Here is a 21,758-nt window from a genome sequence, read left to right as displayed (position 1 = left end):
CGATCTCAAGTCACCGTTCGCGCGTGGATCTTAGCTGCGACGCGCCCTGACGCTGAGTGCCACCCCCACGGCAAGGAGAAGCGCACCAAACACCGCAACGAACCCACTCAGCTCGGAGCCAGTGACGGCGAGCTCGTCAGATGCCTCACCAGCACCATCGCCTACCTCTGACGGGCTTTGCGGAGTAGCAGGCGTCGCTGCATCGACGGGCGGCTCTTCCGGGCTCACGGGCGGCTCTTCCGGGCTCACCGGGGGCTCCTCCGGACTCACCGGGGGCTCCTCCGGACTCACCGGGGGCTCCTCCGGGCTCACCGGCGGCTCCTCCGGGCTCACGGGCGGCTCCTCCGGACTCACCGGGGGCTCCTCCGGACTCACGGGCGGCTCTTCCGGGCTCACCGGGGGCTCCTCCGGACTCACCGGGGGCTCCTCCGGACTCACGGGCGGCTCTTCCGGGCTCACCGGCGGCTCCTCCGGACTCACCGGCGGCTCCTCCGGACTCACCGGCGGCTCCTCCGGACTCACCGGCGGCTCCTCCGGACTCACCGGCGGCTCCTCCGGATCAGTCGGAATGACTGGTTCGCAGTTCGGGTCATCACCGATGAGACGGTGGTGTAAAACCATCGCATTGGTCGTCGCGTCGAGCACGCCTGTGACGTTGAACGAGAAAGACGAATGTGCAGGCATCGTGTCGACGGACATCCGGATCGTACGCTCATCGACAAACTCGATAGCGCCGGCCCCCTCGATGGCTTCGGTCAATCCGTTGCCTTGCAACGCTCCGCCGCCGGGTGTCGAAAGCGCCGACACCGTGCTCGAATCGAAGTTGAACCCCCGGACCGCCTGCACCTCATATTGCACGTTGGTCAGTTCGGTGTGTGTGCCGCCGTAGAGACGGAACGTGCGCGTTGCGCCTTCGCCCCATTGGTCAGATCCTGCACCCCATCCATCAGCGTTCACTTCACCTTTGGCATCCGAGATCTCACCATCGTGAACCTTGATTCGATCAGTGATGTCACGGTCAGTTTTCGTCCAGATCGTGGTGCCGAGGTACTCCACCTGACACTCACCGATATCCGGCGTCGGGGCGGGGTTCTCGATCGGAGGAAGGGCGCATCCCGTGCCCTGGAAATAGCTGCCGGTCAGCGTCGCCTCAGCTATGAACCGGTCGGTGTGCGTAAAGGCTGAACCGTCCGCGTTTCGTACATTGAACTGGTAGACGGTGCCACCCATAGTCGGCAGGTCTCCGAGCGATACTGTCCAGCTTCCATCCGCGTTCTGCGTCGCTGCGTCAGCGCCTCGGGCGCTCCATGTGTAGTCGTCGTAGTAGCCGCCCCAGTTCGCCATGCTGGCGTTCGACGACACCGGATCGAACGAGACGACGTACTCGGACAGAGCGTCGTACCCGTCGGCCAGCTCGAACGTGACGGTCGCATCTTTAATCGGGTGATTACTCGCTGTCGGCACCCGCCAAATTTGCGTCTGAAAGTTCGCCAAGTAGAAGTGGTTCAGCTCCAAATACCCGGGGTCACCGAGCGCCGGCTCCACGGCCTGAATGTAACCACCATTGCTGTAGTCGACTGGCTGTCCGGCTGCATCTTGCATCAGCCCCGGGTAGGCCGGGTCATCATGACTCAAGTCGGTGTCAAGGACCGACGACGCACTCCAACTCACCTCGCAGCGCTCAGTATTATTACCCGACTGTGTGCCTGGATTCGTTGCTGAGGCAGGGGCCGCGAAACCCAACACCGCAAGCCCAGCAACCACAACAGTCGCGAGGGCCGGTTTCGTTCTTAGCTTCATCTCTCACCTTAAATTAATGGGATGTCACCTAGGAGACGCAAGAACTGTCAATTCATTACGGAAGTTTCCGAAGGCGTGCTCGCATCCGATATTGGGTAGTGCCCGTGGTAGGACCGCCTCAGCTTTGATGCCGCGTTTCACCGGCCTGCTGTCAGATTGAGCCCGGGTCGATCGGTTCTGCCACACACGGTCGTACTCGAACGTGATCGCACCGCGAGTCTGCTGCTTGAACCAGCCGATTCTGACATCTCAAGTGATGTACGTGAATGCGTACAAGGGAGCCGGTGTCAGAATCTTCGTACCCCCGCGTACTCGCCGTGCCCTGGTGCGCACCGCAGAAACAGCATTTCGCCCAGCAAATCACCGGTTAGCTCTTCCAAGTGGGAATTTGCGCAGGTAAACTAGCGGTTATGGACGAAGATCGGATCTTACAGTGGCCGTCCCACGGAGACGAAACGCTTCCCTGGCAGCAGCAGGTTCGTGGTGGCACCCGCGAAGACCGGATGATGCGGTCCGTGAATGCGACCATCCCTCCGTTCATCCGCGAACTCGACTACATGCCGCCACTGAAGGTGACGCTCCACACCGAGCGCGCACTGCTCGCTGTAGCCCAGGCCGACACCGACGCCGAGGGGCACTCCGCCGCCCTCAGCCGCTTCATGGTCCGCTCCGAGTCCGCCGCCTCGTCGAAGATCGAGCGCATCAACGCTTCCGCCCGGGACTACGCCAAGGCGCTGGCCGGCAACAAGGGCAACACCTCCGCCACCAGCATGGTCGCAGCATCCGCCGCACTCCACGCGCTGATCACCAAGGTCGGTGAGAGCGGGCGCTTCGAGCTCGACTACCTCATGAGCGCCCACCGTGCGCTCATGGCCGACGACCCCCAGGAAGCCGGCTACGCCGGTCGCCTCCGCGACATGCAGAACTGGATCGGCGGCAGCGACCACTCCCCTCGGGGCGCACTCCACGTTCCCCCGTCGCCCGAGCGCGTGCCCGAGCTGATCGACGACCTCATCGCCTACCTCAACCGGGACGACGTACCCGTGATGACGCAGGCCGCGATCGGCCACGCCCAGTTCGAGTCCATCCACGCCTTCACCGACGGCAACGGTCGCATCGGCCGCGCTCTCGTCTCCGCCGTGCTGCGGCGTCGAGGCGTCACCCGAAACGCGGTGGTCCCCCTCGCCAGCGGCCTGCTCGCCCGCCGCGACGACTACTTCGCCGCCCTCGGCTCCCACCGCCTCGGCGATCCTGCACCGCTCATCGACCTGTTCGCGCTTTCTACGCGCGCGGCCGCCGAATGCTCCCGCGAGACCATCGCCCGGCTGAAGGCGATGCCCGAACTGTGGGCTGCAGAGCTGAAGCCACGCGCGAACTCCGCTGCAGCTGCTCTCATCCAGGCGTTCTACGACCACCCCGTCATGAGCACCAACGAGATCGAAGCCACAACCGGCTCCCCCACAGCCGCCTACAGGGCGATCGACCAGCTGGTCAACGCCGGCTTCATCGAGGAGATCACGGGACGCAAGAAGGACCGCGTCTGGGCGGCATCCGAAGTGATGGCCGAGCTCGACGACCTTGACCGCCACATCCAAGCAGCCATGCACGAAGGAAAGCAAGACTGATGCTCGAGTGGATCTGGGAGAAGACACCGGACGGGACCAGCCGGTTCGTGCAGCGACGCCGTGTTCCAAGCGCGGACGGTCGACGCGAGGTGCCGGTAACCAATCACCGCGAGTGGGTCGACGTCGAGCCCCACTGAGCGCGATGGACGCGCTTAGGCTGAGGCCATGCCTGACGCCATCGAGTTCATCCGCAATGCTCCTCTGGGAACGCGGATGACCGTGCGCAAGCGGATCCCCGGCGGCTTCACCGACGCTGTCGGCTTCTTGCGGGAGTGCAGCGACGGTGGATGCGTGGTGGAAACGCGGCGCGGGCTGGTCGCCATCCGGCTGGATGATGTGACCGCGGCGAAAGCGGTACCGCCCCCTCCGCAGCGCCGCGCACCGCGGTACCCGCCGCTGGGCTGACCGGCCCTTCCGCCGAGCGCGGGCCCTTCCCCTGGCGCAGTTCAAGCTTTACCCGCGCGATCTCATGATTGTTCCTGCAGGTTGGTACCACCTTCGAAGCGGCGACCTCCAACTCCGCTGATTCGCATCAGACGCGATCAGAAGACCCGTAGAAACAAAAAAAGAGCCGATGATCGGCCCTTTTTTCGTTCATTTGCTTCAATACTCTGTGCGCCCGAAGGGACTCGAACCCCTAACCTTCTGATCCGTAGTCAGATGCTCTATCCATTGAGCTACGGGCGCATATTTTCGGCCTGTTCCAGTGGAACGGGCCTCAGCAAGAATACATGACGAGTGCCCTGAATGCGAAACCGGGCGTCAACCCTGCGTTTCGCGCTTTCGCCGCGCTCGCTGCTCAGACGAAAGCGCTTGCAGATCGACGAGCCGAAGGGCCTGCATCCGCGCCTCGCGCATGACCGCGTACTGGGGATCTTGGTCGGGACGCATGCCCTCAACATGCAGACGACGATCCAGGTTTCCCCGCACATCCGCCCAGGCAGCCTCACGTGCGTCTTCGACTAGCACCCCGAGTTGCTCAGAGTTGTCGGCCATCGCCTTCAACCGATCAGCGACACCTGCCGACTGCTTGGCGCGACGACGAAGGTTTCGCACATCGCGATCACGGTAGTCGTGCGTGCCGGACGGGTCGGAGTGGCGGCCACGAGCCCGTCGACGGAGTTTTGTGACCATTTCGGCAGCCTGCTCGGATTCAGCCGCCATCGCCAGCAGCGCGTCGCGCGCGACGTCAAGGTACTGCGCAGCATCGAACACCCCGCCCTTGGCGATCGTGCCCACGAGAATCTGGTTCTTCACGGCCAGGCGGGCAGCGGCCGCGGCAATGGCGACGCCCTCGGCGATAGCATCCGCAGTTCGTCCCACCACAACCTCCTGCCAAAATCGTACCGTTACCCACCGACGCCATTGTCGGTAACAATAGAACTCAGCTCATGGCGCAAACCCGATACGCGCCTCGAGGAGGAATTGATGCCACGGCTCACCCTGACCGGAAACACTACCGTGATCACCGGTGCCGCCAGCGGCATGGGTGCCGAAATCGCACGGCAGCTGTCCGATACCGGCGCAGACCTCGCTCTGATCGACTATAACGCCGAAGCTCTGACAGCCCTCGCAGCCGATCTGCCGGGCCGGGCCACGACGCACATCGTCGATCTGCGCTGCGACGAGGCGGTCGTCGCGGCTGCCGCCGACGTGACAGCCGCGCATCCGCGGATCAACGCGCTCATCACCTGCGCCGGCTCGTCCATGCTCGGAAGCCTCGACCAGCTGACGATGGAGGAGATGCGCTGGCTCGTCGATGTGAACCTGTGGGGTACGGTGTCGATCACCAAAGCGCTCCTGCCGGCACTGCGCCGCGCACCGCGGGCCCACATCACCCATCTCGCCAGTGTCTACGCCCTCGCCTCACCGGCCGGCCGCATCCCCTACTCGATGAGCAAATTCGCCGTGCGCGGCTTCTCTGAAGCACTTCGCCATGAACTCGAAGACAGCACGGTCAGCGTCGGAGCCGTGTATCCGGGTGGCGTGCGCACCGGCATCATCCTGCATGGACGCTACGCCGCTGCCATTGACCCTGCCGTTGCTGCACGCGCGGCATCCGCCCAGGCCGCGATGTACCACACCGAGCCTGCGGACGCCGCGGCGCGCATCATCCGCGCGACCGAACGCTGCAAAGCCCGCACCATGATCGGCCGAGAAGCGCGCCTCATCGATCTGCTCACCCGGCTCACGCCGACGGGTTACTGGAGCGTCATGCGCGCGCCGCTGCGCCAGGCGATCGATACGACGACCCCGGTGAAGTCGCACGGCCCCGTGAAGTAGCCCGGCCCGGGGAGGGGGTCAGCGCACGGAGCCGACCCAGATTCCCGAGGCCCACACCTGCTGATCGTGTCCGCATCCCACCGACCCCGGGTAACCACGTACCACCGCCATGCAATTGGCGAGGAACTCCGGATCGCTGCCAAACATCGACTGATAAGCCGGCGCCGAGTTCAGCGACCCCCACACGGCGAACTGATAGATGTGCGCGAGCTCATGCGCCATCGCCCAGTTCAGCCGGGATTCATCCCACCCGGCGACATCAGCGCGGTACTTGATGTAACCGTTGCTGTTCGCGCATGCCGGCGCTGTTCCCCCAGCGCAGGAGGCAGATTCGTAGAGCCCAACCGCACCACCGCCGACATGATCAAGGGCAGCACGCACGCGGGCATAGCCGTCCGCGCCGCTGCTCGACCACAGTGGTGCATCGGCCGCGGCCGCGCGCCGCTGACTCTCCTCCCACGTGCCGAGCCCTTCATTCACCTTGGCGGTGAGAGCGTGAATCGTCGCTGTGGCATTGGTCACGACGACGGGGTCCTCGTCCTCCTGAATCACGGTGTTCTGCGCACCGACAGCAGCCGCGCGATACGTTGCGGTGTCGATCTTCCCCTCCGCCTTCGCCAGCGCGTCACGCAGAGCGGCGACTTCAGAAACGAAGCCTGCCCGCACCGCGAGCACGGCCTCCAGCTCGGCTTGTTCGCCCTCGTGGTGCGCGATCAGCGACTCGAGATAGCCACCGCGGGCAGTGGTCGTGGTGAGCTCCGACTGCGCCGTCTTGCTCTGGGCGAGCAGCACCGCGCGCTGACTCTCCAGCGAGTGTGACTTCGCGGCGAAGGCTCCGCCGCCCACGATCAGGAGCGTCACGACGACCACGAGCACGCGCCGGAGCATCATTCCAGAAACCCGTCGGTGTCGGCGAGCTGTGCCCGCTGCTCGGCAATCGCAGAACGCAATGCGGTCAGCTGCTCAGCGCGCTGCAGGTTCTCGTTACGCGCGCGCTCGAGGTTCGCATCCAGCACGGCGACGTTCTGGTGCATCTGCTCAAGCGCCGCTTCCCGTTCCTGGTCTGCGAGCACGACAAGTGCCCCGCCGCCCACTAACAGCAGGGCGCCCAGAGCAAGTGCGAGAATACGCATACTTCTTCCCAGCAATCGGAGTCCCCCTCCGCAGAACCGAGCTTATTCGCTCAACGTTGCAAGAGATGACGGGTCGGGCTGGAACCGCCGCACGGCCGCCTGTCGCCCCTCTTCAAGATGCTGGACAACGCGCTCCTTGACGAGCTCGACATCACGCGCCGCGATCGCTTCGTAGAGTCCCCGGTGTTCCTGCGCCATCGCCTCGAGGTCATCGTGCTGGCCGAAGACCCATTTCAGACGCGTGCCGAACACCCGCACCATCTCGGTGAGCATGTCGTTGCGAGCCAGCACCGCCATGTACTCGTGGAAAGAACCGGCTGCCGCACGCGACTCGTGAACGTCACCCGCCCGGGCAGCCTGCTCCTCGCGCTCCACCCGGCGCCGCAGCTCCGACAGCCCGGCTTCATCATGGCGCTCGGTCGCATACACGAACAGCAGCAGCTCGATGGACTGACGTACTTCGGCGAAGTCCTGAACGTCCTGCAGGCTGAATTCGCGAACAACGGCCCAGGTGCGCGGACGCGCAACGACGATGCCCTCGGCATCCAGCATCCGAATCGCCTCACGCACCGGAAGCCGCGAAACAGCCAGCTCTGCGGCGATGTCGCGCTCGACGATCTTTGACCCGGGCGCTCGTCTGCCCAACACGATGTCCTCGCGAAGCAGACGCGCAACGCGCACTGATTCGAGTTCCCCCGAAATTGCCCCCATGCAGGCATTCTCCCACTCGGCACACTATTTTGGTATCCCGTTCCCACAACGAGATGGAACGCTCATACCGTGCTGAGTCGTCCCGATGGCAGAATCCCGATCGCAACGGGTCGGCCGCGGGTATTCGACCACTGACTCCATGAGCCCACATAGACGCGCGCACGGATGCCGGCGTGCTCCAGCGCGAGCGCAGAATGCATGGCCGCCACCCCTGAACTGCAGTACACCGCGACGAGCGTGTCTGCGGTGATACCGGCACTGGCGAAGATGCGTCGCAGGACGTCGGGATGCTGCAACCGCCCGTCGCCGGTGACCGCCGCCATCGCCGGCAGATTCACCGCACCCGGGATGTGGCCGGCAACCGGGGCGCCGGTCGTACGCGCACCGTTGTACTGCTCAGGTGTTCGAACATCGAGCAGCACACCGCCGTCGAGAAACGCCTCTACCTCGTTCATCTTCAGCTCGCGCATCTCCCGTTCCGGGGGCACCGGACCGTCTTGCAGCGTCCCTTCATCGCGCAGCGTCGCTTCATCTCGCAGCGTCGCTGTGCCGATCGCCGGTCGGACATCGCCGGACTCCACCGGCAGCCCCTCAGCGACCCACGACCTGATGCCGCCGTCGAGCACCCGAACAGCGACTCCGGCACGCCGCAGCACCCACCACAGCCGGGCGGCTGGAACGCTCCAGTTGTCGTCATAAGCGACAACGACATCGCCATCGTGCAATCCCCACGATCGCGCGGCGCGCTCAAGATCAGTGATCTCCGGCAGCGGATAGCGCCCGTCCTCGGGCTGACTGCGATGAGCCAACTCATGCTCCAGATCGACATATACCGCCCCCGGCAGGTGCGAGCGCACGTACTCGGGTCTACCCTCCGGGCTGTCGAGCCGCCAGCGCACATCGAGCAGCCGCACGGCAGGAGAAGTGCCGTGTTCCGCGGAGCGTTGCAGATGCACGAGCTGCGCCACGCTGACGAGATGGGTCATCCCCTCAGCATCCGCGCCGCACGCTCACCTGTCAGCGCTGATGACACGAACGTTAATCAGGCGTCATGCAGCGACATCGTTCAAACGAGCTTGCGCATCGCGTCTTCCGCGGCGACCCAGGCGAGCATCGCGCACTTCACGCGGGCGACATAACGCGAAACACTGCCCAGAGCCGCAGCATCCCCCAGAAGCTCCTCATCCGGTTCGATCTTTCCCCGTGAACGCAGTGCCTCGCGGAACGAATCGATCCGGGTCTGAATCTCGGCCACGGTCATGCCCTCGACGAGCTCGGCGAACAGCGACGCCGAAGCCTGCGAAATGGCACAGCCGTGCCCCTCCCAGGCGATTGCCTCGACCGTGCCATCAGCGCCGGCATGCACCTGCAGCGTGATCTCGTCGCCGCAGGTGGGATTGAGCTGGTGAGACTGCGCCGCAACCTCATCGCGCAGGCCGAAACCGTGCGGTGTGCGCGAGTGGTCGAGGATCAGCTCCTGATACAGATTCTGCAGATCACTGGAACTCATGAGCGCACTCCGAAGAAGTCGATGGTCGAGCGAACACCGTCGATGACGGCATCGACCTCGTCCGCAGTCGAATAGAGGTAGGTGCTGGCACGGGTCGATGCGGTCACGCCGAGTCGTCGATGCAGCGGCTGCGCACAGTGATGCCCGACCCGCACGGCGATCCCACGGTCATCGAGGAACTGACCGACGTCGTGCGAGTGGATGCCCGGAATATCGAAGCTTGCAAGCCCCACACGCGGCAGGTCGATGCCCGCACCCAAGACCCGCACGCCGTCGATCGCGGTGAGTCCGTCGACCAGCATTCGACCCAGCACTTCCTCGTGGGCTGCGATCCGCTCCATCCCCACGGCGGTGAGGTAGTCGATCGCTGCGGCGAGCGCAACGGCCTGCGACACGCGTTGAGTGCCCGCCTCGAAGCGCTGCGGCGGCGGCAGATATTCGGCCGCCGTCGTGGTGACCGTGGTGATCATCGATCCGCCGGTCAGAAACGGCGGCATGACCTCGAGAAGTTCGCGTCGACCGTAGAGCGCTCCGATGCCGGTGGGGCCGAGCATCTTATGCCCGGAGATGACGGCGAAATCGACATCGAGCGCGCGGACATTCAGCGGGAGGTGCGGTGCGGACTGGCAGGCATCCAGCAGCACCAGGGCGCCTACCCTGCGAGCTGCGGCGACGATCTGTTCGATCGGGTTGATGACGCCGAGCACGTTGGACACGTGCGTGACGGCGACCAGTTTGGTGCGTTCAGTGATCGGCATCTCATCGAGCCGCAGTGCGCCGTCATCATCGAGCGGGATGATCCGCAACGTCGCGCCCGTGCGCGCGGCGAGTTCCTGCCAGGGGATGAGGTTGGCGTGATGTTCCATCTCGGTGGTGACGATCTCGTCGCCAGCCCGAAGCGCGAACCTCGCGGCTGTCGCTCCCCCGCGTCCGACCGAGGCGTTCGAGAACGCGTAGGCGACCAGGTTGATCGCCTCGGTCGCGTTCGAGGTCCAGACGACCTCGTCGTCATCGGCGCCGATGAAGCGCGCCACCGTCGCACGGGCGTCTTCGAAGACTTCGGTCGCCTCGGCGGCGAGCGTATGCGCCCCGCGGTGCACGGCGGAGTTCAGCGTGGTGAGGAAGTTCCGTTCCGCATCGAGCACGGCAAGCGGGCGTTGCGCGGTAGCTCCTGAGTCGAGATAGACGAGCGGATGCCCGTTCACCTGGGTGTGCAGGATCGGAAAATCCTCCCGGATGCGGAGGATCTCAGCATCCGTCAGAAATGAGCCGGCAGAAGGGGAAGAACTCATTGTTCAAGCTTCTCACCTGCAAGCGATGCCCGGGGCGCAACCGTCGACCGGCGGCGGTTGCCGCTCAGTGCTGATGCGCGGCTCAGGCCGGGGTGTCGTCGGGATCCAACGCCTTCAGCGCGTCCTCCTCGACGGCGTTGTCGGCATCCAGCTGCTCCTCGGTCGTCTCGTCGCCGCCCAGTGACGCACCCTCGCTCGCTTCATCGGCAGTGTTGTCGGGACGAATCTCTTCAGCGGGGTCGGGTCGGTGCTCATCCATACGGGGCACGCTACGCCGATTTGGACGGGTTCGCCACGGCCGCCGCCGCGCTCACCGCCAACGCGCAGCGGCACTGTAGTGCCGCGCACGTCGGTACCGCAGGATGACGCGCGACGATGCCGGTCCTGCGTAGCGTCGAAGCATGATCACAGCAGAAGGCCTCACGAAGAGGTTCGGAGACAAGACCGCCGTGCAGGACGTGTCCTTCACAATCCGCCCCGGCACAGTCACGGGCTTTCTCGGCCCCAACGGCGCCGGCAAATCCACGACCATGCGAATGATCGTGGGACTCGACCGTCCTACGGCCGGTCGCACCACCGTCAACGGCACCGAGTACCGCAAACTGCGCGCTCCGCTGACCGAAGTCGGCGTCCTGCTCGATGCCAAAGCGGTGCACACCGGGCGCAGTGCCCGCAACCACCTGCGTGCGATGGCTGCAACGCACGGCATCCCCTCCTCCCGCGTCGACGAGGTCATCGATCTCGCCGGCATCGAACCGGTGGCGCGCAAACGTGCGGGGAAGTTCTCGCTGGGCATGGGTCAGCGTCTCGGCATCGCCTCTGCCCTGCTCGGTGACCCGCACACGCTCATCCTCGACGAGCCCGTCAACGGACTCGACCCGGAGGGGGTGCGCTGGGTGCGCCAGTTCGTCCGATACGCAGCATCCGAGGGGCGCACAGTACTGCTGTCGAGCCACCTGATGAGCGAGATGGCCCAGACCGCTGACCACGTGATCGTTATGGGACGCGGGCAGGTGTTGGCGGATGCCCCGATCCCGGAGCTCGTGCGCTCCTGGACGAGCTCCACGGTGCACGTTCGTTCACCACGCGCTGCCGATCTCGCCTCTGCTGTCGCAGGACCGAATGTGGAGATCGTCACAACCGGGGCGGAGACGCTCGAGATCACGGGCGTTCCGGCATCCCGCATCGGAGATGTCGCGGCAGATCAGCGGATCGCGCTGCACGAGCTCACCCCCACCGCAGGCTCGCTCGAAGACGCCTACCTCGCACTCACCGGCGATGCCGTCGAGTACCGCAGCAAGGAGATCTCATGACCACCGCAACACTCCCTCAGCGCACGACGCACGCCATCTCGCCGTACCGGCTGACGTTCGTCCGCCTGCTGCGCAGCGAGTGGATCAAACTGTCCACGCTTCGCTCCACCTGGTGGGCGATCGGCATCACCGCCCTACTCACGATCGGCATCGCCCTGCTCGTGGCCGGCTCCCTCGCCGAGGTGCCGGGGTTCGAACCGGTCCAGGCCGTCGTGACCCCGTTCCAGTTCACGATGCTGCTCGCCGGCATCCTCGGCGCAATCGCCATCACCGGCGAGTACTCCACCGGCATGATCCGCTCCACGCTGGCGGCTGAACCGGTGCGCGGTGCGGTCCTCGCCTCGAAAGCGGTCGTCGTGGCGGTCGTGATGTTCGTCTCGTCGCTGGTGATCTTCTTCGCCGCAGCCGTGATCGTGACACCAATCTTCGCGGGCCGCGACATCCCGTTCGGCTGGGATGACCCGGCCACGTCCACGCTGCCGATCCTGGCAGCGTCGATTTCGATGGCGGTGTTCGCGCTCATCGGTTTGGCTTTCGGATTCCTGATCCGTTCTGGCGCCGGGGCGATCGCCGCAACCGTCGGCCTGCTGTTCGTGCTTCCCCTCATCGCCGGCATCTTCGGCGGCGTCGGGGAAGGATGGGAGTGGATCATCGATGTGGCGAACCATCTGCCGATGTCTGCTGCGCAGAGCGCAGTGCTGCCGCAGGACGACTGGGGCATCCCGGTGGCGGAGGCGTACGCCACGCTCGCCGCTTGGGTCGCCGCGGGAATGCTCGGAGCATGGGCCGTGCTGCGCACCCGTGACGCGTAGAGTCGACGACGTGAACACCGGCCGCAGCTCCCGCCCTCTCGAGGACGAGGAGCTGCGGCTGCCGCGCACGCCGGGTCTCATCCGGCGGTTCTGGGCGCGGCATCCGACCCTCGCCGACGTGCTGATCGCTCTCGCGTGTTTTGTGATGTCGGCCGCACCGGTCACGGTATTCAGGACCTATACGACACCGTTGGAGGATCCGGGTGATCCCGGCCCGATACCGCTCGCTACTGCCATCATCATCGTCGCGGCGGTAGCGATCACCTGCGTCCTGCTGCTGCGTCGGCGACAGTGGCCGCGGATCGTGTTCGCGGCCGGATGGGCGACGACGTTCATCTATCTACTCAGCGGAGAACCGTCCGGCGGCATCCTGCTGCTCATGGTGAGTTATGCGCTGGCGGTGTACCGTTCGACGCGGGCTGCCTGGCTCGGCTTCGCGTGCGGCATGGTCCCGTACACGCTCGTGTGCACGCTGTTGTCGATGCTCGGTGTCTTCTCCCTGCAATCGGCAGTGAACGGCGTGATCGGACAGTTCGTCATCGCCCTCATCGGCACGCTCATCGGGACGAACGTCGGCGGGCGCAAGCGCTACGTCGAAGCGATCATCGATCGCTCACGGCAGTTGCTTACCGAGCGCGACCAGCAGGCGCAGATCGCGGCGGCCTCCGAACGGGCACGCATCGCCCGCGAGATGCACGACATCGTCTCGCACTCGCTCACCGTCGTCGTCGCCCTGTCCGAGGGCGCGGCCGCAACCGACGACCGACAGCGTGCGCGGGATGCCTCAACCGCTGCCGCCACGACCGCACGGGGCGCCCTCACCGAGATGCGCGCCATGCTGGGCGTGCTCCGCGATGGCGACACCGACGCCCCGCTCGCACCGGCGGAGCCGGTATCCCCGCAGCAGACGATCGCGGCAGCGCAGCACGCCGGATACCCCGCCACACTCACCACGACAGGGTCGGATGCAGCGTCGCCCGTTGTCCGCTTCGCCGTCGGCCGTATTGTGCAGGAGGGCATGACGAACGCGATGCGCCACGCCTCGGGGGCGCGCTCGATCGCCGTGCGCATCGATCACACCGCAGACACCGTGACGATCCAGATCGACAACGACGGTGTCACTCAGCGCGTGGGGACATCGGGCTACGGCATCCGCGGTTTGCAGGAGCGCGCCGCACACGTGGGTGGTTCGCTTTCCTCGGGCCCCGCCGGCCCCGGACGATGGATACTGCGCGCCGAACTGCCAGCCAATGAACACCGAGGTGAGGACGAACATGAGTGACAGCATCCGCGTGCTGCTCGTCGACGATCAGGAACTGATCCGCGTCGGGTTCCGGCTCGTGCTGGAGGCTGAGGGCGACATCGAGGTCGTCGGCGACGCCGCCGACGGTGACGCCGCCATCGCTTTGGTCCGCGAATTGCGCCCCGACGTGGTGTTGATGGATGTGCGGATGCCGGGCACCGACGGGATCGCGGCGACGCAGGCCATCACCCGTGAGTTGCCCGAGTGCCGCGTGCTCGTGCTCACCACCTTTGACCTCGACGAGTACGCGTTCGGCGCGATCAGTGCGGGGGCGGGCGGGTTTCTCCTCAAGGATGCCCAGCGCCACGAGCTGATCTCCGCTGTCCGCGCCGTGCACCGCGGAGACGCCGTGCTCTCGCCGCGCGTGACCCGCCGTTTCCTCGAGCACCTCGGCCCGCAGCTGCGCGCGCCCGCGAATGGGGAGGACCCCACCGCAGCACTCACCGAACGTGAACGCGATGTGTTCATCGCGATCGGCGAGGGGCTCACGAACGTCGAGATCGCGCAGCGGCTGTTCTTGAGCGAATCGACGGTGAAGACGCACGTCGGACGGGTGCTGATGAAGCTTCCGGTCCGGGACCGCATTCAAGCCGTCATCCTCGCGCACCGGCTCGGCCTCGTCGCGTGACGTGGCCGGCCCCGCACCTCAGGGCGCGGTGCGCTCGTTCTTGACCAGCGCGCCCGCTGTGATGAACGCGAGGGCAGCCGCGATCGTGGCGACGGTCCACCACACGCCGCTGAAGCCGAACGGGTAGATCGGGTTCCACACCACGGCGATGGCGACGAACACGATCGTCCACCACCACTGCCCCGCCCGCAGCGCGAACCAGGCGACGATCGCCGCGAGGATCGCGACGAGGAAAAGGATGACCGTGGCGACGGTTCCCTCGGGGAACAGCGGCGAAACAAAGAGTGCGATGGCCGCGAGCAAGCCGGGAGCCAGAGCGTTGCGCTGCATCTGCGGGGTGGAAGAGCTCATGTGCTCCATCTTCCCGCACTTCCCGTTTGCCTGCGGTGACCGAGCCCGGGACCGCGATCAGGCCGGCGGAAAGTGCGGGATCCGCCGCGGCTGGTCCGCGCGCGATGAGATCTCGACCGCTGTCACGCTCTTCCCACGAGTGGGAAGAGGTTTCGGAGGCTCTGGAGCTGTCATAGTCATAGTGCTTTCCCTCCGGTGACCGGCAAGACTGCGCCGGATACGTACGACGATTCACCGGAGGCGAGGTAGACGTACGCCCCGGCCAGTTCCGCTGGTTGCCCGGCCCGTCCGAGGGGTGTGTCAGCACCGAAGTTGCGGACTTTATCCGCATCCCACCCGGTTCCCGGAATCAACGGGGTCCAGATCGGGCCCGGTGCGACAGCATTCACGCGGATCCCGCGTGGACCGGCTTCTTCGGCGAGCGCCTTGACGAACGCGACCTGCGCGGCTTTGGTCATGGCGTAGTCGATCAGGCCGGGGGAAGGATTGAACGATTGAATCGAGGCGGTGACGGTGATGCTGGAGCCGGGCTCGAGCTCTGCGAACGCTGCGCGTGCCGAGAAGATCATGCCAGCCAGGTTCGTGTCGAACACCCGCCGCATCGCGTCGGTGCTGAGTGTCTCAAAACCGTCGACATCGTGCTGATATCCGGCGTTCAGCACCAGGGTGTCGAGGCCCCCGAAAGCACTGCGCACATCGGCGACGCATCGCGTGGCGAAATCCTCATCGCGGATGTCGCCAGCGATGCTCAGTCCAGTTCGCCCCGCCTCACGAACCCATCGCAGCGTCTCGTCAGCATCACCCTGTTCCTCGGGCATGTGCACGATCGCGACGTCCGCGCCCTCGCGGGCGAACGCGATGGCCACCGCGCGTCCGATGCCCGAGTCGCCGCCGGTGATCAGCGCACGGCGACCCGAGAGCCTCCCGTGACCCTCATAGGTCGTCTCACCGTGATCGGGTTTGGGACGCATCTGATCTGTCTGACCTGGTTGGTCCTGCTCCTGTGCAGGGAAGCCATCATTGGGGTGGGCGTGGCGGGGATCTGCGTCGTGAGGGGCCATATCGACACCTTCTTCTTACCCACCGCTCTCATCTAGGGGGTTGACACCCGATTGACCCGGTCTTACGCGCGCGGCCCGATACGAAAGAGCTAGTGGCACGGTGTCGATCTGTCAACGGGGGCCGTATCCGCCAGCTGCGCTGAGAGACTGCAGGGGCTGTGAACGAAGGGAGTCGAGCATGAGTGATGTCACAATTTTCGCTCCGTCTCCGACCCTGACGGTGACGATCGAAGATCATCCGCGGGGCTCTGAGATTCATGTGCATGCTGGCGGGCAGGGCGTGTGGCAAGCGCGGATGCTGCGCAGGCTCGACGTGTCTGTGACGATGTGCTGCGTGCTGAGTGGCGAGATCGGGCAGACGCTGAAGCATCTGCTCGAGGATGAGGGTCTTAGTGTCGTCGCCGTCGAACGCGATGGTCGTGGTTCCGCCTATCTGCACGACCGTCGTGAGGGCGACCGCACCGTGATCGCTGAGGAGGAGGGCGACCCGATCGGCCGACACGAACTGGATGATCTGTACAGCGCGACCCTGCGTAGCTGTGCCGACTCTCGCGCTGTGATCCTGAGCGGACCGGCCGGAGATGACACTGTGCCCGCTGACATCTACCGTCGACTGGCCATCGACCTTCGCCGTGAGGGCCGCACCGTGATCGCGGATCTCGCCGGGGAACGGCTGCAGTCGGTCGTAGCAGGCGGTGTCGACATACTCAAAGTGAGCCACGAGGAACTCCGCGACGACGGTCTGGTGCGAGAAACATCGCTGCCACGGTTGATCGCCGCAATGCAGCAACTGCGGGAACAAGGCGCACGCGCCGTCATCGTCACACGCTCATCCGCCCCGTCACTGCTTCTGGATGCTGATGGCGTGGTCGAAGTCTCCCTCCCCCGATTCGAGGAGCACGAAACGCGCGGAGCGGGCGACTCCCTCACCGCCGGGGTCGTCGCAGCGATCACGCGTGGCGACAGCCTGCGCGACGCGATCACACTCGGCACCGCAGCGGGAGCGTTGAACGTCACCCGGCACGGCCTGGGCACCGGAAATGCCGACATGATCGCGCAGCTTCGCTCAGAGGTGCTGGTGCGAGAGATCCAACAGGCGGATGCCGAAGCCGAAGCCCCGCACGGACGCGTCAGCCCGGATGGGCTGGCGGCGCTGGCAGAGACGAGCGACTCATGACACTGCGCGCACTGATCACCAACGATGACGGCATCGATGCCCCCGGGCTCACGGCGCTCGCCGAAGCTGCTGTGCACAGCGGCTTCGACGTCGTCGTCGCCGCCCCCGTAGCCCAGTCGAGCGGCTCGAGTGCGTCGATCATGGCCAGCGAATCGGAGGGACGGATCTCCGTGGAACGGCGGACGCTGGATGCCCTTCCCGATGTGCCCGCTTTCGCCGTCCACGGCGGCCCCGGGTTGATCGCCATGATTGCTGCACGCCGGGCCTTCGGCCCGTCGCCGGACATCGTCCTTTCCGGGGTGAACCACGGTGCCAATGTCGGCCGGGCGATCCTGCACTCCGGCACCGTCGGCGCTGCCCTCACTGGAGCGCTCAACGACGCCTGGGCGATGGCGGTGTCGCTCGATGTCGGTATGAAGCCGGAGTCGTTCCACTGGCGAACGGCCGCACGCATGGCCACCAGTCTCGTCCCAGCGTTGACCGCGCGTGCGCGAGGCACCACGATGAACGTGAACGTTCCCAACCGCCCCGATCCGCACGGGATCAGAGAGAGCACGCTGGCGCCGTTCGGCATCGTCCAGATGGCAGTGACCGAGAGCGACGAGCGCTACGTACGCCTAGCCGTCGAAGAGCTCCCGAACATCCCGGCCGACGATAGCGATGCCGCCAATCTCGCGCAGGGGTGGGTGACGATCACCGGGATCGACTCCGTGCTCGAGACCCCGCTCGACATTGGAGAAGTTCAGCTGATCGGTGGCACGGTCGGTAGCTCATCCGTGCCCGGAGCCTCACCGGTCTCAGCCGGTTCCGGAACGATGTAGAGGCCGGTCGGCGCGTTGGCTGTGAAGGCCAAAGCATCGACCCAGGCGCGGTTGATCGAAGGCTGACGGCCACCGTAGTACTTGTAGACGATGGAACTGCCCGAGTGCACCCAGACGGTCGTGCGCCCACCACCGACGCTGGCGTCTTCCCGCCAGCTGAATGAGAAGGGCTCTCCGCGACGCAGCTTCGCGCTGATCACGAGCTGCACATGCAGCAGTGCGCGGTCCTCGATCTCGACTTTGACGCCACCCTCGTAGATGAACTTACCCATGCGCGTCGCCTCCGTATCTTGCTGCGCTTGCCATTTAGGCAGTGTCGAAAATTGCCCCCAATCGTTATCCTAGTGTGATGGGAATGATGTACTACGGCGGTGCCGCCGAGCCGATCTCGATCGATGATCGGGCGCTCGCACACCTGAAAGTCGTGATTGCCACAAAGTTGCGACGTAATGAGAGTTTCACACTCTCCTGGCGGCATCCGGACAACGCCAAGCCCGGACGTTCGACGATCTGGTTGCACCCGTCAATCCCGCTCCGCTTCGTCTTCGATGATGTTGAACCGCCGCAGCTGCGATCGGACTGGATCACCGCGATGGCGAACTCCGCAAGCTCCAGCGGCGGGATCACCCTGGTGCCCGAAGACGTGATCAGCACCCCGGAATGAATCAGCCCATATCTTCTGCGCGCGGTCAAGCCCCTCTGCGCTGACGACTGGCCCCTCTAACGTTGCAGGCACGCAACATGGTCGGAGGCGACAGTCATGAATGAGAGATATCAACCCACGACAACCCACGCCGAGTGGGGGGCGGGGAATCCGAAGCTGCTCGTCTCTCATGAGCACGAGCGCTTCGTGCATCACCTCACCACCGACACCGTGCACATCGGCTCGGCCGCCGGCAACGAACTGCTCCTGGCGGACACCGACCCGGTGCATGCGACGATCACACACGACGACCGTGACGAGTACGTGCTCACCCTGCACGGTACCGGCGAGATGAATGCCAGTCCGCAGGCTGACGAGAGCGGGCGCGGCGGTCGAACGGAGATCCTGCGGACGGGTGCTCGATTCACCGCCGGCAGATGGACCCTGGTATTCACGCGAGACGAGTTCGCTGACCACGGCCGACCGTACGGTGGGCGCGAAGGCGGCGAGCTCTCGGACCAGCCAGCGCAACCCGCCCGCCCTGACTACCCGCAGGATCAGCACAATGAGCCCGACGCGGACCTCGAGGTGAAGGATGGCTGAGCGGCTGTCAAGCCCCCTTGGCCAGATCGCGCTCGAGTTCTAGCGTGACGCGCACAGCGAGATAACAGGAGAAAAGGAAAATGACACTCACCAACGAGATCATGACGGCTGCTCCCCGTTGCATCGGCGAGAACGATTCGTTGAGCATCGCCGCGGCGCTCATGTCAGAACTGGATGTTGGGGCTTTGCCGATCTGCGGAGAGGATCGAAAGCTCAAGGGCATGCTCACCGATCGTGACATCGTCGTTCGTGCAGTTGCCGAGGGGCTGGACCCCGAGACGACACCGTCGCGGGCACTGGCTAAAGGAAAGCCGGTGACCGTAGAGGCATCAGATGACATCCGTGTCGCGCTGGAGAAGATGCAGAATCATCAGATCCGCCGTCTTCCTGTCATCGACGATCACATGCTGGTAGGCATCATCAGCCAAGCCGACATCGCTCGCTCGTTGGCACCGGAGACCACCGGCATCACTGTCGAGAGCATCTCACGCTAGGAGGACCGCATGCCACGCGACGCGAACTCACGTTTGAAAGATCCCGAGCTCTACGAGGAGCTGCGCGAGGACGGTGCCTCCAAAGAGAAGGCGGCACGTATCTCGAATGCCACCGGTGGCACGAAACGCGGCCGATCAGAGGTCGGTCGGCGCGGTGGTGAAGCAGGAAGCTACGAGGACTGGACCGTGGACGAGTTGAAGGTCCGGGCCAAGGAGCTCGGGCTCACCGGCTACTCGGACAAGCGCAAGGCAGAGCTGATTAGCGCGCTGCGAAACCACTGAGAACGCGACCGAGGTAGGCGTTCGTGAACTTGCCCTGCGGGTCGAAGCGTGACGCCAGGTTCGCGAAATCACCGAGCCGGTCGAAGGCACCGGCCTGGTCGAAGTCACGGCTGTAGACCTTGCCCCAATGCGCACGCGGTGAGAACGGTTCCAGCGCGGCTTCGATCTCCGGCAGCAGCGCTGCCACTTCTGCCGGACGCTGACGCCAGGTGAAGTGGATGGCAAGACGCGCTCCGCCTTCGCCGCCGCTGAGCCAAAGGTCGTCACCGGCGAAGGTGCGAAATTCGCTCACGTGCAGGAGCGGATCGATGCGGTCACCGAGCCGTCGGATCGCGCGCAGCGCCGGGACTGCCCACTCCCGTGGCACGAAGAACTCTGATTGCAGCTCATCGCCACCCGCACTCGGGTCGCGGTCGAAGCGGAAGTGCGCCAGTCTGCTCGACCACGCACCACTGGCACCCAGCGGCGTCATGTTGTCATCGGGGGCAGCGCCCGGAATGATCGCGTGCACCTCAGCGGTCACGCGATCGCCGCCGAACAGTTCCGCGGGAGCATCCCCACGGCCGTCTCGATACTTGAACCACAGCGTCGACAGCGCCGGGCTGCTCCACTCCCCCAGCACGCTCACGCTATACGCCGCGCTCATGATCGCATCGAACTCTTCAAGGAACGTGTCCCACCGAAGGCCGGTATACACCTGCTGGGTGATCTCGAAAGTGGGTTCGATCGCGAGGGTGATCCGGGTGATCACTCCCAGCGCACCGAGAGCGACAACGCTTCCTTCAAAGTCGGGTTCTCCCGCGCGCACCCAGCTCAATTCGCCATCAGCGCCGATGCGTTCGATGCCCCGCACGGCGGTTGAGAGTACGCCGTTGCCGTCGCCAGAACCGTGGGTCGCTGTCGCTGTCGCGCCTGCGACGGAGATGTGCGGCAGCGATCCGAGGTTGTGCAGCGCCCAGCCGTGCTCCTGCAGGAACGCGGCGACCGCCCCGTACGGCGCCGACCCCGGGACGGTGACGGTGCGTGCGCGTTCGTCGAGCTCGAACGGCAGATCGATGCCGCCGAGCGAAATGAGAGTGGGGCCATCGGCGATGTCGTTGAACGAGTGTCCGGTGCCGAGCACGCGAATGCGCTCGGCCGTGCTCACCAGCAGCTGGGCCTCGGCGATGTCGGAAGGACGGAGAATCTCGGTCGGGGTGAAGACGACGTTGCCCGCCCAATTCGTTATTGCCATGCGCCCATCATCCCGCGCCTGCGGCGAGAATATCGCCGGATGACGCTGCGCGTCATTGTCGGGGCAGTACCGTCAGCACTCGGCGGATGTGATCCCGGAACTCGATCATGTAGTTGCGGAGGAATTCTTCGGTGTCTGCTTTGGCGATGCTGCCATCGTCGTGGAAGACCTCGGGCGTGTAGTGGATGTATGCCTCGGGTGCCGTCATCTGGCGGGCGTTACAGAACGCGAGCACGGCCCGCAGGCTCTGCTGCGCAACGGCGGTTCCGATGACGCCGATGGATGCTCCGATGACCGCGGTGGGCATATGGTCGAAGGAATTCTGACCCCACGGGCGCGAAGCCCAGTCGATGGCGTTCTTGAGCGCGCCGGGGATGGACCGGTTGTACTCCGGTGTGACGAACAGAATCGCGTCGCTGTCAGCGATGGCATCCTTGAGCGCCCGGGCGTTCTCGGGGTAGGCAGAATCGTAATCGGGGCTGTAGAGCGACAGGCCCCCGATCGGGATCTCCGTGAACTCGAGGTCTTTCGGGGCGACGTTGATCAGCGCTTTTGACAGCACCCGGTTGATGGATGTGGACGACAGGCTTCCGACGAAATATCCGACCTTGTACGACATTGCGGCTCCTCACTGAAGGTGACGACACCAGTGTGCGCCTCGAACGAAGAGAGCGGTAGCCCC

General features: G+C 65.1%; 28 protein-coding genes and 1 tRNA gene. 14 read left to right on the top strand and 15 right to left on the bottom strand.

Going from position 1 to position 21,758, the window contains the following annotated elements; genetic code table 11:
* Positions 1-30 precede the first annotated feature (30 nt).
* A complete protein-coding gene (locus ACSU1L_RS11155; RefSeq protein WP_439255836.1) occupies positions 31-1,602 on the bottom strand; it encodes a hypothetical protein in 1,572 nt (523 codons plus the stop codon).
* Between the two features lie 704 nt (positions 1,603-2,306).
* On the opposite strand from ACSU1L_RS11155, the gene ACSU1L_RS11150 reads away from it, so the two are divergent.
* The 3 genes from ACSU1L_RS11150 to ACSU1L_RS11140 are packed head-to-tail and all read left to right on the top strand — an operon-like array spanning position 2,307 to position 3,830.
* Positions 2,307-3,425, top strand: a complete 1,119-nt coding sequence (locus ACSU1L_RS11150; protein WP_439255855.1) for a Fic family protein — start codon at positions 2,307-2,309, stop codon at positions 3,423-3,425.
* Complete coding sequence (locus ACSU1L_RS11145) at positions 3,425-3,562, top strand: hypothetical protein (RefSeq protein WP_439255835.1); 138 nt, start codon at positions 3,425-3,427, stop codon at positions 3,560-3,562. The genes ACSU1L_RS11150 and ACSU1L_RS11145 overlap by 1 nt, the downstream gene beginning before the upstream one ends.
* A 28-nt stretch (positions 3,563-3,590) precedes the next feature.
* The gene (locus ACSU1L_RS11140; RefSeq protein WP_438255662.1) at positions 3,591-3,830 is read left to right on the top strand and encodes a putative acetyltransferase; all 240 of its coding nucleotides are present in this window, start codon (positions 3,591-3,593) and stop codon (positions 3,828-3,830) included.
* Between the two features lie 209 nt (positions 3,831-4,039).
* Here the strand turns inward: ACSU1L_RS11140 and ACSU1L_RS11135 are convergent.
* Positions 4,040-4,112, bottom strand: a tRNA-Arg gene (locus tag ACSU1L_RS11135).
* Between the two features lie 75 nt (positions 4,113-4,187).
* Positions 4,188-4,748, bottom strand: a complete 561-nt coding sequence (locus tag ACSU1L_RS11130; protein WP_438255661.1) for an asparagine synthase — start codon at positions 4,746-4,748, stop codon at positions 4,188-4,190.
* Positions 4,749-4,853: 105 nt separating this feature from the next.
* On the opposite strand from ACSU1L_RS11130, the gene ACSU1L_RS11125 reads away from it, so the two are divergent.
* Positions 4,854-5,708 carry an SDR family NAD(P)-dependent oxidoreductase gene (locus tag ACSU1L_RS11125; protein ID WP_439255834.1) on the top strand — a complete coding sequence of 285 codons (855 nt, stop codon included), beginning with the start codon at positions 4,854-4,856 and terminating at the stop codon, positions 5,706-5,708.
* A gap of 18 nt (positions 5,709-5,726) precedes the next feature.
* On the opposite strand, the gene ACSU1L_RS11120 is transcribed toward ACSU1L_RS11125, so the two are convergent.
* From ACSU1L_RS11120 to ACSU1L_RS11090, 7 genes are all read right to left on the bottom strand, one after another.
* On the bottom strand, positions 5,727-6,599 hold the full coding sequence (locus ACSU1L_RS11120; RefSeq protein ID WP_439255833.1) for a hypothetical protein: 873 nt from the start codon (positions 6,597-6,599) through the stop codon (positions 5,727-5,729).
* Positions 6,596-6,841, bottom strand: a complete 246-nt coding sequence (locus ACSU1L_RS11115) for a hypothetical protein (RefSeq protein WP_438255658.1) — start codon at positions 6,839-6,841, stop codon at positions 6,596-6,598. The genes ACSU1L_RS11120 and ACSU1L_RS11115 overlap by 4 nt, the downstream gene beginning before the upstream one ends.
* A gap of 42 nt (positions 6,842-6,883) precedes the next feature.
* The gene (locus ACSU1L_RS11110) at positions 6,884-7,552 is read right to left on the bottom strand and encodes a GntR family transcriptional regulator (protein ID WP_438255657.1); all 669 of its coding nucleotides are present in this window, start codon (positions 7,550-7,552) and stop codon (positions 6,884-6,886) included.
* A 62-nt stretch (positions 7,553-7,614) separates the two neighbouring features.
* Complete coding sequence (locus tag ACSU1L_RS11105) at positions 7,615-8,538, bottom strand: sulfurtransferase (protein ID WP_439255832.1); 924 nt, start codon at positions 8,536-8,538, stop codon at positions 7,615-7,617.
* A gap of 80 nt (positions 8,539-8,618) precedes the next feature.
* Positions 8,619-9,062: a Fe-S cluster assembly sulfur transfer protein SufU gene (gene sufU, locus ACSU1L_RS11100; protein ID WP_438255655.1), complete on the bottom strand. Its 444-nt coding sequence runs from the start codon at positions 9,060-9,062 to the stop codon at positions 8,619-8,621.
* Positions 9,059-10,354 (bottom strand): cysteine desulfurase, encoded by a 1,296-nt coding sequence (locus ACSU1L_RS11095; RefSeq protein ID WP_438255654.1) that lies wholly within the window; start codon positions 10,352-10,354, stop codon positions 9,059-9,061. The genes sufU and ACSU1L_RS11095 overlap by 4 nt, the downstream gene beginning before the upstream one ends.
* Before the next feature lie 82 nt (positions 10,355-10,436).
* A complete protein-coding gene (locus tag ACSU1L_RS11090; protein ID WP_438255653.1) occupies positions 10,437-10,613 on the bottom strand; it encodes a hypothetical protein in 177 nt (58 codons plus the stop codon).
* Positions 10,614-10,755: 142 nt separating this feature from the next.
* Here ACSU1L_RS11090 and ACSU1L_RS11085 point away from each other — a divergent pair, with 142 nt between their 5' ends.
* Genes ACSU1L_RS11085 through ACSU1L_RS11070 form a run of 4 tightly spaced genes read left to right on the top strand, consistent with a single transcriptional unit; the run spans position 10,756 to position 14,410 of the window.
* The gene (locus ACSU1L_RS11085; protein WP_438255652.1) at positions 10,756-11,667 is read left to right on the top strand and encodes an ABC transporter ATP-binding protein; all 912 of its coding nucleotides are present in this window, start codon (positions 10,756-10,758) and stop codon (positions 11,665-11,667) included.
* Positions 11,664-12,479: an ABC transporter permease gene (locus ACSU1L_RS11080; RefSeq protein ID WP_439255831.1), complete on the top strand. Its 816-nt coding sequence runs from the start codon at positions 11,664-11,666 to the stop codon at positions 12,477-12,479. Before ACSU1L_RS11085 ends, ACSU1L_RS11080 begins: the two co-directional genes overlap by 4 nt.
* A 10-nt stretch (positions 12,480-12,489) precedes the next feature.
* Positions 12,490-13,761: a sensor histidine kinase gene (locus ACSU1L_RS11075; RefSeq protein WP_439255829.1), complete on the top strand. Its 1,272-nt coding sequence runs from the start codon at positions 12,490-12,492 to the stop codon at positions 13,759-13,761.
* Positions 13,754-14,410 carry a response regulator gene (locus ACSU1L_RS11070; RefSeq protein WP_439255828.1) on the top strand — a complete coding sequence of 219 codons (657 nt, stop codon included), beginning with the start codon at positions 13,754-13,756 and terminating at the stop codon, positions 14,408-14,410. Before ACSU1L_RS11075 ends, ACSU1L_RS11070 begins: the two co-directional genes overlap by 8 nt.
* Before the next feature lie 18 nt (positions 14,411-14,428).
* Here the strand turns inward: ACSU1L_RS11070 and ACSU1L_RS11065 are convergent, their stop codons facing one another.
* Complete coding sequence (locus ACSU1L_RS11065; protein ID WP_438255648.1) at positions 14,429-14,761, bottom strand: DUF6804 family protein; 333 nt, start codon at positions 14,759-14,761, stop codon at positions 14,429-14,431.
* Positions 14,762-14,937: 176 nt separating this feature from the next.
* Complete coding sequence (locus tag ACSU1L_RS11060; RefSeq protein WP_439255827.1) at positions 14,938-15,822, bottom strand: SDR family oxidoreductase; 885 nt, start codon at positions 15,820-15,822, stop codon at positions 14,938-14,940.
* 178 nt (positions 15,823-16,000) lie between these two features.
* Here ACSU1L_RS11060 and ACSU1L_RS11055 point away from each other — a divergent pair, with 178 nt between their 5' ends.
* On the top strand, positions 16,001-16,999 hold the full coding sequence (locus tag ACSU1L_RS11055; protein WP_439255826.1) for a 1-phosphofructokinase family hexose kinase: 999 nt from the start codon (positions 16,001-16,003) through the stop codon (positions 16,997-16,999).
* Positions 16,996-17,820 (top strand): 5'/3'-nucleotidase SurE, encoded by an 825-nt coding sequence (gene surE, locus ACSU1L_RS11050; RefSeq protein ID WP_439255825.1) that lies wholly within the window; start codon positions 16,996-16,998, stop codon positions 17,818-17,820. Before ACSU1L_RS11055 ends, surE begins: the two co-directional genes overlap by 4 nt.
* Here surE and ACSU1L_RS11045 read toward each other — a convergent pair.
* A complete protein-coding gene (locus tag ACSU1L_RS11045) occupies positions 17,742-18,092 on the bottom strand; it encodes a DUF7882 family protein (protein WP_439255824.1) in 351 nt (116 codons plus the stop codon). The genes surE and ACSU1L_RS11045 overlap by 79 nt on opposite strands.
* 77 nt (positions 18,093-18,169) lie before the next feature.
* On the opposite strand from ACSU1L_RS11045, the gene ACSU1L_RS11040 reads away from it, so the two are divergent.
* From ACSU1L_RS11040 to ACSU1L_RS11025, 4 genes are all read left to right on the top strand, one after another.
* Positions 18,170-18,484, top strand: coding sequence for a DUF7882 family protein (locus ACSU1L_RS11040; RefSeq protein ID WP_438255643.1), 315 nt, complete (start codon positions 18,170-18,172; stop codon positions 18,482-18,484).
* A 96-nt stretch (positions 18,485-18,580) separates the two neighbouring features.
* Positions 18,581-19,066 carry a hypothetical protein gene (locus ACSU1L_RS11035; protein ID WP_439255823.1) on the top strand — a complete coding sequence of 162 codons (486 nt, stop codon included), beginning with the start codon at positions 18,581-18,583 and terminating at the stop codon, positions 19,064-19,066.
* Positions 19,067-19,146: 80 nt separating this feature from the next.
* The gene (locus ACSU1L_RS11030) at positions 19,147-19,560 is read left to right on the top strand and encodes a CBS domain-containing protein (RefSeq protein WP_438255641.1); all 414 of its coding nucleotides are present in this window, start codon (positions 19,147-19,149) and stop codon (positions 19,558-19,560) included.
* Between the two features lie 9 nt (positions 19,561-19,569).
* Entirely contained in the window at positions 19,570-19,842 is a 273-nt protein-coding gene (locus tag ACSU1L_RS11025) for a DUF7218 family protein (RefSeq protein ID WP_438255640.1), read from the top strand.
* Here the strand turns inward: ACSU1L_RS11025 and ACSU1L_RS11020 are convergent.
* Together ACSU1L_RS11020 and ACSU1L_RS11015 are read right to left on the bottom strand one after the other, a co-directional pair.
* Positions 19,820-21,076, bottom strand: coding sequence for an FAD-binding protein (locus tag ACSU1L_RS11020; RefSeq protein WP_439255822.1), 1,257 nt, complete (start codon positions 21,074-21,076; stop codon positions 19,820-19,822). The genes ACSU1L_RS11025 and ACSU1L_RS11020 overlap by 23 nt on opposite strands.
* Before the next feature lie 52 nt (positions 21,077-21,128).
* Positions 21,129-21,695 (bottom strand): NADPH-dependent FMN reductase, encoded by a 567-nt coding sequence (locus ACSU1L_RS11015; RefSeq protein ID WP_439255821.1) that lies wholly within the window; start codon positions 21,693-21,695, stop codon positions 21,129-21,131.
* Positions 21,696-21,758 lie beyond the last annotated feature (63 nt).

This window comes from Microbacterium sp. A94, from assembly GCF_051842855.1.
GTDB lineage: Bacteria > Actinomycetota > Actinomycetes > Actinomycetales > Microbacteriaceae > Microbacterium.
The sequence above is the reverse complement of the archived record's forward strand: the minus strand, read 5'-3'. Positions and strand labels throughout refer to the sequence as shown.